This window comes from Halalkalibacterium halodurans (genome assembly GCF_005671335.1).
Classification (GTDB): domain Bacteria; phylum Bacillota; class Bacilli; order Bacillales; family Bacillaceae_D; genus Halalkalibacterium; species Halalkalibacterium halodurans.
In genome coordinates this window covers 1,620,274-1,633,065 of record NZ_CP040441.1, presented here as the reverse complement: position 1 = coordinate 1,633,065, position 12,792 = coordinate 1,620,274, and the positions used below count along the sequence as shown (strand labels likewise).

13 protein-coding genes are annotated in these 12,792 nt (G+C 44.1%); 4 read left to right on the top strand and 9 right to left on the bottom strand.

From position 1 onward, the window contains the following. Positions 1–29: 29 nt before the first annotated feature. Entirely contained in the window at positions 30–446 is a 417-nt protein-coding gene (mce, locus tag FED51_RS08025; protein ID WP_010897633.1) for a methylmalonyl-CoA epimerase, read from the bottom strand. A 139-nt stretch (positions 447–585) separates the two neighbouring features. Between mce and prli42 the strand changes: the two genes are divergently transcribed. Together prli42 and FED51_RS08020 are read left to right on the top strand one after the other, a co-directional pair. Further along, complete coding sequence (prli42, locus tag FED51_RS21095) at positions 586–675, top strand: stressosome-associated protein Prli42 (protein WP_010897632.1); 90 nt, start codon at positions 586–588, stop codon at positions 673–675. A 68-nt stretch (positions 676–743) separates the two neighbouring features. After that, entirely contained in the window at positions 744–1,733 is a 990-nt protein-coding gene (locus tag FED51_RS08020; protein WP_138090379.1) for a zinc-dependent alcohol dehydrogenase family protein, read from the top strand. 51 nt (positions 1,734–1,784) lie between these two features. Here FED51_RS08020 and FED51_RS08015 read toward each other — a convergent pair whose 3' ends face one another. The 7 genes from FED51_RS08015 to FED51_RS21090 all read right to left on the bottom strand — a co-directional run bounded on the left by FED51_RS08015 (position 1,785) and on the right by FED51_RS21090 (position 7,882). Continuing rightward, positions 1,785–3,002 carry an ISL3-like element IS651 family transposase gene (locus tag FED51_RS08015; RefSeq protein WP_138090144.1) on the bottom strand — a complete coding sequence of 406 codons (1,218 nt, stop codon included), beginning with the start codon at positions 3,000–3,002 and terminating at the stop codon, positions 1,785–1,787. Positions 3,003–3,199: 197 nt separating this feature from the next. Further along, a complete protein-coding gene (locus FED51_RS08010) occupies positions 3,200–3,712 on the bottom strand; it encodes a L,D-transpeptidase (RefSeq protein WP_053431460.1) in 513 nt (170 codons plus the stop codon). A gap of 27 nt (positions 3,713–3,739) precedes the next feature. Further along, complete coding sequence (locus tag FED51_RS08005) at positions 3,740–4,720, bottom strand: aromatic acid exporter family protein (RefSeq protein WP_053431461.1); 981 nt, start codon at positions 4,718–4,720, stop codon at positions 3,740–3,742. Positions 4,721–4,908: 188 nt separating this feature from the next. Then, positions 4,909–5,631, bottom strand: a complete 723-nt coding sequence (locus FED51_RS08000) for an amino acid ABC transporter ATP-binding protein (RefSeq protein ID WP_138090377.1) — start codon at positions 5,629–5,631, stop codon at positions 4,909–4,911. After that, a complete protein-coding gene (locus FED51_RS07995) occupies positions 5,624–6,280 on the bottom strand; it encodes an amino acid ABC transporter permease (RefSeq protein WP_134229321.1) in 657 nt (218 codons plus the stop codon). Before FED51_RS07995 ends, FED51_RS08000 begins: the two co-directional genes overlap by 8 nt. Before the next feature lie 81 nt (positions 6,281–6,361). Then, positions 6,362–7,192 (bottom strand): transporter substrate-binding domain-containing protein, encoded by an 831-nt coding sequence (locus FED51_RS07990; RefSeq protein WP_138090375.1) that lies wholly within the window; start codon positions 7,190–7,192, stop codon positions 6,362–6,364. A 528-nt stretch (positions 7,193–7,720) separates the two neighbouring features. After that, complete coding sequence (locus FED51_RS21090; RefSeq protein WP_010897625.1) at positions 7,721–7,882, bottom strand: hypothetical protein; 162 nt, start codon at positions 7,880–7,882, stop codon at positions 7,721–7,723. A 264-nt stretch (positions 7,883–8,146) separates the two neighbouring features. On the opposite strand from FED51_RS21090, the gene FED51_RS07985 reads away from it, so the two are divergent. Next, the gene (locus tag FED51_RS07985) at positions 8,147–9,004 is read left to right on the top strand and encodes a sulfite exporter TauE/SafE family protein (protein ID WP_138090373.1); all 858 of its coding nucleotides are present in this window, start codon (positions 8,147–8,149) and stop codon (positions 9,002–9,004) included. 100 nt (positions 9,005–9,104) lie between these two features. Here the strand turns inward: FED51_RS07985 and FED51_RS07980 are convergent, their stop codons facing one another. Next, positions 9,105–10,805: a BCCT family transporter gene (locus FED51_RS07980; RefSeq protein ID WP_053431465.1), complete on the bottom strand. Its 1,701-nt coding sequence runs from the start codon at positions 10,803–10,805 to the stop codon at positions 9,105–9,107. 448 nt (positions 10,806–11,253) lie between these two features. Between FED51_RS07980 and FED51_RS07975 the strand changes: the two genes are divergently transcribed. Continuing rightward, on the top strand, positions 11,254–12,774 hold the full coding sequence (locus FED51_RS07975; protein ID WP_053431466.1) for a spore germination protein: 1,521 nt from the start codon (positions 11,254–11,256) through the stop codon (positions 12,772–12,774). Positions 12,775–12,792 lie beyond the last annotated feature (18 nt).

Sequence of the window (12,792 nt, the reverse complement as noted above, 5' to 3'; positions counted from 1 at the left end):
CATCGTCTATCACGTTTTACGTTTTCAGTTTATTGCTCTTTCTTTTCACAAAACTCGTATAGTACCCCTCTCGCTGATCTTGGATGGAGAAAAGCAACCTGAGCTCCCCTAGCACCTGGAACAGGCTCGTCATTAATCATCTGCACACCGTTCTCTTTCACTTCTTGAATTCGCTCTTCAATCGATTTAACCCCAATGGCAATGTGGTGGATCCCTTCCCCTCGCTTTTGAATAAATTTAGCGATTGGACTCTCCTCCGATAATGGCTCAAGGAGCTCAATTTTCGATTCACCAATTTCAAGAAACGCGATTTTCACACCTTGAGATGGAAGGTCTTCCATCCCTAAAAGCTTTAATTTGAGGCTTCCTACATAAAACGGAAGAACATCCTTAATCGATGTTACGGCAATTCCAATATGATCGAGCTTGTTTGATTTTTCAGCCATGTTCCTCACCTCACCGTCATTTTACCACGGATTGACCGACATGACGAATATTGGTCTTCCCATCAGTTTCAATTGCTCCCTTGTCCGAAAAAGCATTTCCTTATACAATAAAGAAGAGTGTGCTTGAGGAGGGTATAAGATGCCACGAAAATTTCAACAATTAATCATTTATATTATGATTATCACAATTGTCGTTGGAAGCTTGTTAATGGGCGTTTCCATTTTTTAAGTAAGTATAAGAAGAGGGTGACTCGAAAGGTGTTGGAGTCGCCCTCTCCCTTTTAAAGGAGGCTAGCATTGAACAATCGGACCGTTATGTATCATCGATTCGGCCATCCTGCTCACGTGTTAACGATAGAAAATCGATCCACCATTGCCCCAAAAAGTGACGAAATGGTCGTACGTACGATCCTAAGACCGATCAACCCTTCTGATTTAATTCCGATCACAGGTGCTTATGCTCATCGCACCTCCCTGCCTGGCATCCCTGGCTATGAAGGGATCGGAATTGTGGAAGAAGTAGGAAATCCCATTCTCAAATCATGGCTCGGAAAACGTGTGCTTCCATTAAGAGGGGAAGGGACTTGGCAAGACTATGTCACGGCACCTGCTCGCTGGGTCGTCCCCGTCCCAGATTCAATCGCTGATTGGACGGCAGCACAACTATACATAAATCCAGTGACCGCTTGGGTGCTTTGCACTGAATGGTTAAAGCTCAAGGAGGGTAATACCCTTCTTGTTAATGCTGGTGGCTCTGCGATTTCACGGGTGTTCGCTCAGCTTTCCAACATTGTTGGCTTCCGTTACATCGCCGTTGTTCGAAATGACGTGTACACAAGGGAATTAAAGCGCCTTGGTGCCTCACATGTCATTCATTCCTCCTCTTCACGGCTAGTGGAAGCAGTGTTAGAGCTGACAAATGGTCGCGGGGCGGACTTTGCGATTGATTGTGTCGGCGGTCAAGCTGGGAAAAATCTCGCCTATGCTGTGCGGGGGACGCTCACAGTGCTCGGTCTGTTATCAGGGGAGCCTGTCGATTGGTGGGATGTGACGAAACAGAAAGACCTTTCCGTGAATCTGTTCCATTTGCGCCATTGGAACCGGGGTGTATCAGAAAAAACTTGGCATGAGACGTTTGAAACGTTAATGACCTTTATTGGACAAGGGCTGCTTCAGCTCATGACGCCGCGGGAGACTTATGATCTTACGAATGTCCATACAGCCATTAAAAACCTAAACAAACAGCAAGCAAACAACGGCAAACATTTTTTAGCGAGTGACCATTAATAATATGGTTCTTAGTCAAATGTTGGGGTGGCATAGGAGGGCGAGCCCCTCTTATCCTACCCCGAATGTCTGATGTTTGAATTGATGATGCAAGAGAATACGGTTTCGCAAGCGATCATAACGCCGAAAACCAAAGGCATTTCTCTTAATCACCTTCGTTTGATTATTCAGTCCTTCAATAAAACCATTGTTTAAGCCAAACGCGAGGCTATTCAAGATCTCGGTCTGCCAGTTCTTCAGCGTCTGAATGGCTCGGTGGAACTCCTTTAACGGGCTCGCCTCCACTCTTCGGTAAAAGGCGTAGAGACCTTGTTTCACCTCGCTCATTCGTCCTTCCCTTCCTTGCATCTTCGCTTCTTGATACCACTGACGAAAATGTTCTTTTAGCTCATACGCTTCCCTTAAATCAGGGGATAGCTCTAAGTACCGCTCCACCTTCTTCTTTTGCTTATCATCCAGTCCTTCTCTCTCTTTCTGAAACAGATGTTTGATCCGTTTACATCGTTTTCGATGATACGGATGGAACGCTTTTTGCACTCGGCGGCGAACCCCTTCCAGAGCCCAGTAGATGTAACGACAGAAATGGAACGGATCCCCAATGATGAGCGGGTGGCCTAAGGCCTTTTGAACAGCCGACTTGAAGGTATAACTGAGATCCATCACGACTGTTTTCACATGATGACCCTTCTCTTGAAGATATCGTTTAAGCGTATCGGCTTTACGATCCGGTAAGATATCCAGTGGCTTCCGTGTATCTGCATCCGCAATGATCACTTGATATTTCCCCGCATTCGTATCCCCTTTGTAATCATCAATCGCAATCCGAGGAGGAAGGTGATCCACCTTCTTCACGAGGGGGGCCGCCAATTGATCAAACCGGCGCATGGCAGTTGTCACGGACGTTTGGAATTGATTCGCTGTGTCCGTAAAGTTCTTCCCTTGAATGAGCCGTAAGCGAAACGCTTGATTCCATTCCACTGTCTGACGCTGATATCGCTCTACAAAACAGGCTTTCTCCGCAAACCGCTTCCCGCATCTGCACGCGTACCGGCGCTTTCGATAGAATAGATACACCCACCGTTCAAAGAGCTTGAGATGTTGAACTTTTTGGATGCGGTAATCATGGATTCTCTCGGTTCTCTCCCCGCAGGATGGGCAACGATGAGGCGTTCGCGGCATTTCTACATGGAGCGCGATAAAGTCCTCTCGTTCCTCCATCTTTGTGACCTTCACACCTTTTAATCCGGGCAAATCCATGGTAAAATTCATCGTACACGCAGCTCCTATCCTTTCTTTGTTTCTCGGCAATTCAAGGATAATGGATAAAGGAGCCTGCGTGCATTTTTTTTGCCCTCTTTTGTGCAAAAACCCCAACATTTATTGTAGAGCCAATAATATGGAAAAAACCGTCGTGTCTCTTAAGTCGGAAATTCTTAAAATGTAGAAAAGGACGGGTATACCCGTCCTCATTCCATCGCTCCATGCTCTTTCGCTAACGCCTCAAAGGAAACGACGTAATCGACGATCAGTATCTTCGTTCCTAATGGGATGTTCGCATACAACTCCTCTACCTCTTTGTTTTGCAGACGAATGCAGCCAGCTGTCATGTAACGACCAATCGATTCTGGACGGTTCGTTCCGTGAATTCCGTACGTTCGGCCCTCCGTGTCTTTCGCATCAAAACCAAGCCAACGGGTTCCTAGGGGATTTTTCGGATCGCCACCGGCGATGTTTTTCTTTCGGTAGTACGGTTGTTCCGCCTTGACTGTAATCGTAAACAGACCAACAGGCGTTTTATCCGAAGGCTTTCCTGTTGCAATCGGTACTATTTTTTGGATCTTCCCTTCATCTACGTACGCCAACCGATTGGTTGCAATGTTGACAATCAGAAACGGGTCTCCTACCGTAGGGTTTGGACCGATAGGCCATAACGGAGACAAGGTGCTGGCCACTAGGAACACGATCAATAGCTGTCGCATATCGTTCTTTCCTCTCACTCTTTTTGCCTAACGTTCCCTGCTTTTCTCCTTTTTATTCTGCTTTTCATATAGGGATTCTTTCATCCGTAAGTACTCCTCTAATTCGTGAATCACGTAATACAAGGCCGATCGCGTTTCAAATTCCTTTTGTGTTTTCGGCAGCTCTCTCGCCTCAAAATAGGAGCGAATGTCTTGAATGCGCCCTTGAAAATAGGAGACGGTATTGACAGGGCTAACAGCTTCGCTTAATTCCTCAAGCAAATCAGCGATCTTGTCACTCTGGACGACGGTATCGTCCAACGAGGACAAAAAGGGCATAATTCGCTCCAAAATGTCAAATTGTCGCTCCCTCATTTTAAAATAGTGATAATATTGATCCTCATAGCGGAGAAAATGATTGTTGATGTTGCGCATAGCAATGCTTTTTGCTTTTTGGATCTCGTCCGCTGTCTCTGGAATTTCACGTCCATCCCATTCGCTTTCTCCTGTTCGAACATAGCACGCAAGCTCCCGTAAAATCGTCCGAAAATTAGCCTCAATTTTCCGCTGGTGTTTTCTCAACTCTCGTTCGATATTCGGCATGTACGCATTCATAATGAGCGCTACACCGATTCCGATCACAATCAGCAAAAACTCATTGATAAAAATCGCCCATGACACGGTCCCGAGTGTATAAACATGTAGCATGATAACCGTGCTCGTCGTAATTCCTTCTTTCACGTTTAAGCGAACGACCGTTGGAATAAACAATATTAATATTAGCGCAAGTGTCCATGGCTGATAGCCGACTAATTCCAGAAGAATGAAGCTGTAGGCAAGCCCAATCATGCATGCAGCAAAGCGCTGCCATGCGGCCCGTAGAGAGCCTTTCCGTGAAACGGAGATGCAAAGAATCGTCAAAATCGCCGCAGAGGCATAAAATTCGAGGTTTAGCGCTTGGGCAATAAAAATGGAAATCCCTGCCCCTAACGCTGTTTTCAGTGTGCGGTAGCCAATCTTTAGTTTCATCGTTTGGTGTCTTCCCCGTTCCGTTTTTTCTCAAGTGTATCACACAACGGTTGAACCGTTGAACCGCCTGATGTTAAAAAACGCAAAGCGCCGGCTTAAAAACGTAGCTTGTCGCCAAGCGGATCTTCTTACATCTCCTATATATAGAACAATAGAAAAAGGCTTGCGATCGGCAAGCCCTCATAGAATTATAAAACTTTTTCAAGAAAATCCCGTGCTCTTTCGCTTTTCGGTGCTGCAAAAAATTGCTTCGGTGGCAAATCTTCGAGCAAAATACCTTGATCAAGAAACAAGACGCGATCTGCCACTTCCTTGGCAAAGCCCATTTCATGGGTAACGATGACCATCGTCATCCCTGTCTCAGCAAGATCCTTCATAACCGCTAAAACCTCTTTCACCATCTCTGGATCAAGGGCCGATGTCGGTTCGTCAAACAGCATCACTTCTGGGTCCATTGCAAGCGCACGGGCTATCGCGACCCGCTGCTTTTGCCCACCCGAAAGACGACTCGGGTATTCGTCTCGCTTTTCTAGCAAACCGACTTTTTGAAGCAAGCTTTCCCCTTTAGCAATTGCTTCTGCTTTCGAGACCCCTTTCACTTTCATGGGGGCAAACGTTAAATTTTCCATCACAGTCATATGGGGGAACAGATGAAAGTGTTGAAACACCATGCCAATTTTCGTCCGCAGCTTTCCTACGTTCGTCTTCGGATGAGTGATTTCTTCATCATCAATCCAAACATAGCCTGACGTAGGGACTTCAAGTAAATTTAAGCAGCGTAAAAACGTCGATTTTCCTGACCCAGAAGGACCGATGACCGCCACAACATCGCCCTTTTGAATCTCTGTCGTAATCCCTTTTAACACCTCTAAGGAGCCAAACGATTTATGCAAATCTTTTACGTTAATCACTTCGTTTTAATCTCCTTTCTAGCAGACGTCCAATGACAGTTAGTCCCATGACAAGGACGTAATAAATGAGACCGACGAACAAGAGCGGTTCAAAGTAAAGATAGGTTTCCGCACTCGTAATTTGCGCGCGTCGCATTAAGTCAGTGACCCCGATGACGGATACAATCGCCGACTCTTTCGTTAAATTAATAAATTCATTAAATAAGGCCGGTAAAATGTTACGCATTGCTTGCGGCAAAATAATTCGTAGCATCATCGGACGGTAAGGAATCCCAAGCGCCTCAGCTGCTTCCCGTTGCCCTTTATCGACGGCTTGAATCCCGGCACGAATAATTTCCGATACGTAGGCAGCAGAGTTTAACCCGAATGCCAAAAACGCAGCCTGAAATTGAGAAATATCAACACCGAATTGCGGCAGAGCCAAATAAATCATCAACAATTGCAAAATGAGCGGTGTGCCGCGAAAAATCGAAGTATAAAAATCAGCAAACCAGCGAAATAGCCGATACTTACTAATTTTAAATATCGCCAATACGATCCCTAAAACAAGCCCGAATAAGAGGGAAACCGATACGAATTGTAACGTCACCCAAACCCCTTCAAGCATGAAAGGCATAAAGGGCTGGATTCGAGAAAAATCAAAACTCATAAGCTGTCTTCCTTCCTATAACAATGGAACGGCCTCCCCACAGCTGTAGAGAGACCGACGTGATCATTCGCCTTTTAACGCTTATTGTTCCTCTCCGCCAAACCATTTTAAAATCAGCTCTTCCATCGTACCATCTTCCATCATTTCTTGAAGTTTCTCATTGAACGGTTCCGTTAGCTCGCTATCTTTCGGAAAAGCAATTGCAGAACCTTTTTCTCCTTCACTCTCGATCGCAAAGCTTACGAGTCCAGGATTGGCTTCAAGGTGACCCGCTGCCACTGTATCTTCAATAATTAGCGCATCGAAACGACCGGCAAGTAGCTCTTGAACAAGCTCTGGTACACGGTTCCGGGTCTCGATCGTTAAACCATCCAGTTCCTCTTGTAGTTCGACTGCCGCTTCCTCTTGGATTGAAGCTAATTGTACCCCAACCGTTTTGCCAGCAAGATCCTCAACTGAAGACAGCCCGTCCTCTTCTTTAAAAACGACTAAATTTTGTGCATCATAATAGACATCGGAAAAATCAACGCTCTTCTTCCGTTCTTCTGTCGGTGTCATCCCCGAAAGGGCGAAATCGACGCGACCAGCTTGAAGCGCTGGAATGATTCCGTTAAAATCCATATCTTGAATTTCTAATTCGTAGCCAAGCTCAGACGTAATGTATTCGGCAATGTCAACATCAAAGCCGACAATTTCCCCTGTCGTTACATCGACGGATTCATATGGTGGGTAATCGGCAGATGTTCCCATGACGAGAACCGTTTTTTCCTCATCGCCTGCCTCCGCTTCCACATCGTCCGCTCCTGTTGTCGCTTCTTCTGGTGTGTCTTCAGCTGTGCCGCAAGCTGCTAACAAGCCGACAGCAAGAATAGAAGTTACACCGAGCTGCATCCAATTTTTTATCTTTTTCATCGTATTGTTTCCCCCTCAAGTATTTCTATATCATAATAATTATTCGCATGAATGTATATTAACACAAGCTCTTTCTCTTTGAAAAGTAGAAAAATCGTCTTTCACTTGTTTTTATTAATAACAGAAAATTCTACTTATTACAACAATGATCGCAAATTCGTCTGATAGATTTTCTTTCACGATCGCGAAATTTATTATTAAGATAGTAAAAAACCATACCAAAAAGCAAAACTAGCAGGCTTTGATTCATGTTTGATTGGAAAGCTTTTCACGAGAATCTTTTTTAAAAACAAAATCTATTAATAAGGGTTGATTGTTTCAAAACACTCCCTTGCCGCGGGCAAAGATTTGAAACCATTCATTGGGAATATAATAAGGAAAATGATTCTGTCCACACACGGTCATAAACGCAAATTAATCAACGGACGATTTCATGAATCAACAGAAAAAAGGTTCAGACCATCAAAATAAAATGATCCGAACCTTTTTTATTACGTTTGGCTAGTATTATCCCAGCCTATGTCAAACTTAAGCTTCTTCCTCTTCTTCTGCTTCATCGGCAGCATCTGCATCTTCTTCTAATGCTGGTTCTTCTTCGTTTGCAGGGTCTTCAGTATCTCCTCCGCAAGCTGCTAGTACGTTAAGTGCTAGTACACCTGAAAGGATGCTGAAAAGAACTTTTTTGCTCATTTGAATGTCCTCCTTAAGTCAATTGTGATTAAGTGGGTATATAACCAAAATCATCATACTAGATTGTTACCTTGTTGATAACGAAATTGTTCATTTTTACACTCTTTCACATGTTTATTTGAAAGAATCTCATAATAATGCGATTTTTCTTTAAGTTCTTTCCATGAAATTTCAAATACCCCCAGTAAATTTTTTGTAAACTTGTAATCATAGAGTGGAAGCCGCCTTCGATTGCGATATACTAAATAGCGAAGGAGGTCAATTATGGATTGGTTATTTTTTGTTTTTCTCGGGTCGATCATCGGCATTTTTTCAGGCTTTTTTGGGATTGGTGGCGGCATTATTCTGACGCCCCTCCTATTATTGTTCGGATTTCCACCTGCCGTTGTGATCGGGACAAGCTTAATGCTTTCTCTTGGAACCTCCTTGGGAGGGGCATGGGCTCATTTTCGCATGAAAAACATCCATTGGAGTTATGTATTAATCATAAATATTGCAGGGATTGTCGGTACACAGCTAGCTGTTCCTCTCATGCTTTTCCTTGAAGAACGTCAGCTCGCTGAAATAACCATTTCCCTTTGTTATATTTTTTTACTCGGATTTTTTGCTAGCTCCATGCTCATACCTCAAACGAAAAGAAAACCACTTATCCAAAATTCGCCAAACAAACTGATCGCTGTTTTTATTGGTCTTGGGGCTGGGTTTATTTCTGCCATGCTTGGCGTAAGCGGTGGCTTTTTTCTCGTCCCGATGCTCATTTCTCTGCTTAGGTTCGCTCCTAAAAAAGCGGTTGGAACTAGCCTTGCCTCCGTTATATTTATTGTGTTTGCCGGCTTTATTTCATATAGTGTTCAAACACCTGTAAACTTTGGGCTTGGGCTTTTATTAATTATTGGCACATTGATCGGCTCGCCTGTTGGAGCAAAAATGACCGCCTTCTATTCAGAAAAAGCGATGCGGACTTTACTTGGCAGTCTTTATATCGTCATTATCTTTAGCGTGATTGCAAACCTTCTGCAATGGCAAGAGGTCGGCCTTGCTGTCATTTCTTGTTTTACGGTACTTTTCTTCTTTCTTTCTCTTCGCATTTTGATTCTTCAAAGGGTTAAGCAACACAACTAAAAATGAATCATGATTAAGACACTTGCCGGAGGTGAAAGCTGTCGTTTTCCGATTGAAGTAAGCTTTCTTTCAAGTGAAAAAGGAGGCGCAATGCCCCCATTTACTTGCTCTCTTGATCAAGCTCATCTAAAATCTCGTCTTTTACCTCTTCTTTCACTTCTTCGTACACGTCTTCATACACTTGCTCCTTTACTTCCTCGTACACTTCTTGCTTCATGTCATCATACATCTCATCGCGAATTTCTTCCTTCAAGGTTGATAGCTGTTTTGTTTGCTTCTGCTTCCGTTCAGCTCGGTCGTCTTTTGCAAACATGAACAATAACGAGATGATCATCATAATCATAATGACGGCAAATGGCAGTGCCGCGATAATAGAGGCTGTTTGCAGCGCTTGCAACCCACCACCACCGCTTAGGAGGAGAACGCTGGCCGTTCCAGCAATGAGAAAACCCCAAATCATTTTAACCGAGAGCTTAGGCTCCAAACTTCCCTTTGATGTCATGGCGCCTAGTACATACGATGCCGAGTCTGCTGATGTGATGAAAAAGATTAAAATAAGCAGGACAGCAATGACGTTTGTTACTGCGCTTAAGGGAAGCTCTCCTAACGTGGCAAAGAGCGCTAGCTCCACTTGACTTGTGACGAGCTCGGCAATCCCACCAGGACCATACATTTCTAGGTTGAGAGCCGTACCGCCAAACGTTGTAAACCAAATAAGAGCAAGCAGCGACGGAACGATTAAGACGCCTGCCATGAATTCGCGAATTGTCCGTCCTCTCGAGATTCTTGCAATAAATAACCCCATAAATGGAGCCCATGCAATGTGCCATGCCCAAAAAAAGATCGTGTTCGTACCAAGCCACTCACTTTCATAAAAAGGGGTCATGGTCAAGCTCATCGGGATTACATTTGAAATGTAGCCACCGAGGGTCGTAACAATATTTTCAGCGATAAACAACGTTGGACCAACGGCGATAACAAATACGAGTAAGATTGCAGCAACCGCTAAATTAATATTACTTAATGTTTTAATTCCTTTGTTAACTCCCTTACCTGCTGAGATCATAAACAAACAGGTGACAATGGCGATAATCGTCAACTGGGTCCATACCGAGTTAGTGATGGAAGAAATATACGACAAGCCTCCAGTAATTTGCATCGCACTTAAGCCGAATGTCGTCGCGACTCCTGTACATGTAGCGATGACTGCGAGAATATCAATCGAGCGACCAGCAAAGCCATTTACCTTTTCACCGAAGAGGGGATAGAATGCCGAGCTTATTAACGCCGGACGCCCTTTGCGGAACTGGACATAGGCTAGCGTCAAGCCGACAATGGAAAAAATCGCCCACGGATGCAATGCCCAATGATAGACCCCATAACGGAGACCTGCGATCGCAGCTTCTCTTGTTCCGGGTATATAGCCGACAGGGGTATCTAAATAATAGAGAACCGGCTCAGCTACTCCCCAAAAGACGAAGCCAACACCTATGCCTGCAGCAAACAACATACCGATCCACGAATACCACGAATATTCGGGACGGTCATTTTGTTTGCCGAGCCGCAACCGACCATAGGGACTAATCGCAATGACAATTGAAAAAATGACGAAGAAAGCTGTCGTCAACATGTAGAACCAACCGAAGTTCTCGATCATCCAGCCCAATCCTATGCCTGCCGCCCATTCTAGCGATGAAGGGGAAACAGCCCCCCATAATACAAACAACCCGATTAGCACGGCTGAAATGATAAACACACTACCAGGCTTTTCAGTGGTATACGTATAATTGCCTTCTTTCATGATTGTCTGTACACAACAAATTCGTGTACAGTCATCCCCCCTTTCGTCCAATCCTAACTTGTTTTAACTATTGCTAGAGATTCCCATGCTCATTTAACTTTTCTTATATTTATAAATGAATGTATTCTCAGGTCATCACGGACATGACTGGTTCGATTATTGGGGCGACCCGACCTTTTAATATCCCTTCTCTCCTATTTTGCTTCAAACACCGCTTTTACTACAGTTAGTTAACGGTTTCGATTATGGACGAAGTGAGTGAATTAGATCAAGACTTACTGCTAGATGTTACAAAAACGTTAAACGAATGTCATTCTTCTGTCATAAATATTGAGCTTTTACAACCTTTCAGAGATGGAGTAAATACGTAAAATTGGTGATATTTATACATAAAATGATTGACACTGTCCAAACTATGGAATGGAGGTTAAGGGAGGTGTAGGTCAAGGTGTCTTGGTTTAAATTAAATAAGTTAAAACGTCAGCAACGAGCATCTGCCTCTGAAAATAAAGCAACTACTTTAGCAGATGTGATTCAGATCTATTCACAATCTAGTGATTTTACCCAATTTACAATGGACGCTATCCAGCTACGTTATCACTTATTTTATCTAAGAACGTTAGTTGACCCGACTACCTTGCAGCAAGACATCTTAACCCACCTGATTAAAAGTAAGGCCTTAACGTTGCATGAGCTTAAACGAGAGCTGCCGATCGACAGCATCCATATCGTTCAAAATGATAAAGAACTCAACACTTACCTTTTAACTGGTCATGTATGTATTCACCCTGAATACAGCGATTTTCCATGCTTGTGTGTGCCAGCACAAGTGGAAGAATCACGTGAAATTTCAATTCCCGAAGTGGAGTTTAGCGTTGTCGGACCGAAGGAAGCGTTCGTGGAAAGTCTAGACTTAAACATCTATCTCGTTCGTCGAAGGTTGCCGACAAGCAACTTACGAATTGAAGAGTATGAGGTGGGCTCCCTTTCTCATACAAGGGTAGCCATCCTATATATTGAAACGATCACCAACCCTGAGCTTGTAACAGTCGTACGCAATCGAATAAACGACATCGATTTTGATCATATTAGCGACAGCTCTTTTATCAATCAGCTCATTGAAGATAGCAGCCAAAGTCCCTTTCCACTTTTAATTGATACAGAAAGGCCTGATCGTGTCGCTTCTGTCCTCGCTGAAGGAAAGGTTTGCGTGCTAACAGACGGTTCTCCATCGGCTATCACAGGACCGACGACGTTGGTTGAATTTTTCTCATCCTATGAAGACTATTTTCTTAAGTGGCACATTGCTTCTATTTTTCGGTTAATTCGCTTATTTTCCGTTCTTTTTTCAATCTTTGCTACACCGCTGTATGTGGCCGTACTGACGTATCACCCTGAATTGATTCCGCAAGACTTACTCGCCACCCTCACCCTTTCTAGATCAGCGATTCCGTTTCCACCGATTCTCGAGGCGTTATTCCTTGAAGTAACGATTGAATTGCTTCGAGAAGCTGGGGCTCGCTTACCGACAAAGGTCGGTCAGACGATCGGGATTGTCGGAGGGATCGTAATCGGAACCGCTGCGGTTGAAGCTGGTCTCACGAGTAATGTCCTGCTCATTATTGTCGCTTTAGCTGCGCTCGCCTCGTTTACAACACCAGTCTATCGCATGGGGAACACGATCCGTTTGATTCGCTTTCCTTTTATTCTTGCAGCACAGTTGTGGGGATTAATCTCCCTTGTCCTGTTGTTTTGTTATTTGCTCGTTCACCTGTTGACACTCCAATCCCTTGGCCGTCCATTTTTACATCCGATTTATCCTTTTTATTGGAAAGACTTAAAGGATTCGTTTATCCGACTGCCATTCACTGTACAAGCCGAACGACCGAGCCATCTAAAGACGGGCGACAAGCTGCGATTTCAACCAAAAAAAGCGCAAACAAAAGATGACATCGACGAGGGCATGTGATGACATAGGAGGGCGTGA

Bases quoted from the DNA above. Each gene is read 5' to 3' on its own strand.
- mce (WP_010897633.1), bottom strand. From the start codon at position 446: ATGGCTGAAAAATCAAACAAGCTCGATCATATTGGAATTGCCGTAACA.
- FED51_RS08010 (WP_053431460.1), bottom strand. From the start codon at position 3,712: ATGCGACAGCTATTGATCGTGTTCCTAGTGGCCAGCACCTTGTCTCCG.
- FED51_RS21090 (WP_010897625.1), bottom strand. From the start codon at position 7,882: ATGAGCAAAAAAGTTCTTTTCAGCATCCTTTCAGGTGTACTAGCACTT.
- FED51_RS08015 (WP_138090144.1), bottom strand. From the start codon at position 3,002: ATGAATTTTACCATGGATTTGCCCGGATTAAAAGGTGTGAAGGTCACA.
- FED51_RS07990 (WP_138090375.1), bottom strand. From the start codon at position 7,192: ATGAAAAAGATAAAAAATTGGATGCAGCTCGGTGTAACTTCTATTCTT.
- FED51_RS08005 (WP_053431461.1), bottom strand. From the start codon at position 4,720: ATGAAACTAAAGATTGGCTACCGCACACTGAAAACAGCGTTAGGGGCA.
- prli42 (WP_010897632.1), top strand. From the start codon at position 586: ATGCCACGAAAATTTCAACAATTAATCATTTATATTATGATTATCACA.
- FED51_RS07985 (WP_138090373.1), top strand. From the start codon at position 8,147: ATGGATTGGTTATTTTTTGTTTTTCTCGGGTCGATCATCGGCATTTTT.
- FED51_RS07995 (WP_134229321.1), bottom strand. From the start codon at position 6,280: ATGAGTTTTGATTTTTCTCGAATCCAGCCCTTTATGCCTTTCATGCTT.
- FED51_RS07980 (WP_053431465.1), bottom strand. From the start codon at position 10,805: ATGAAAGAAGGCAATTATACGTATACCACTGAAAAGCCTGGTAGTGTG.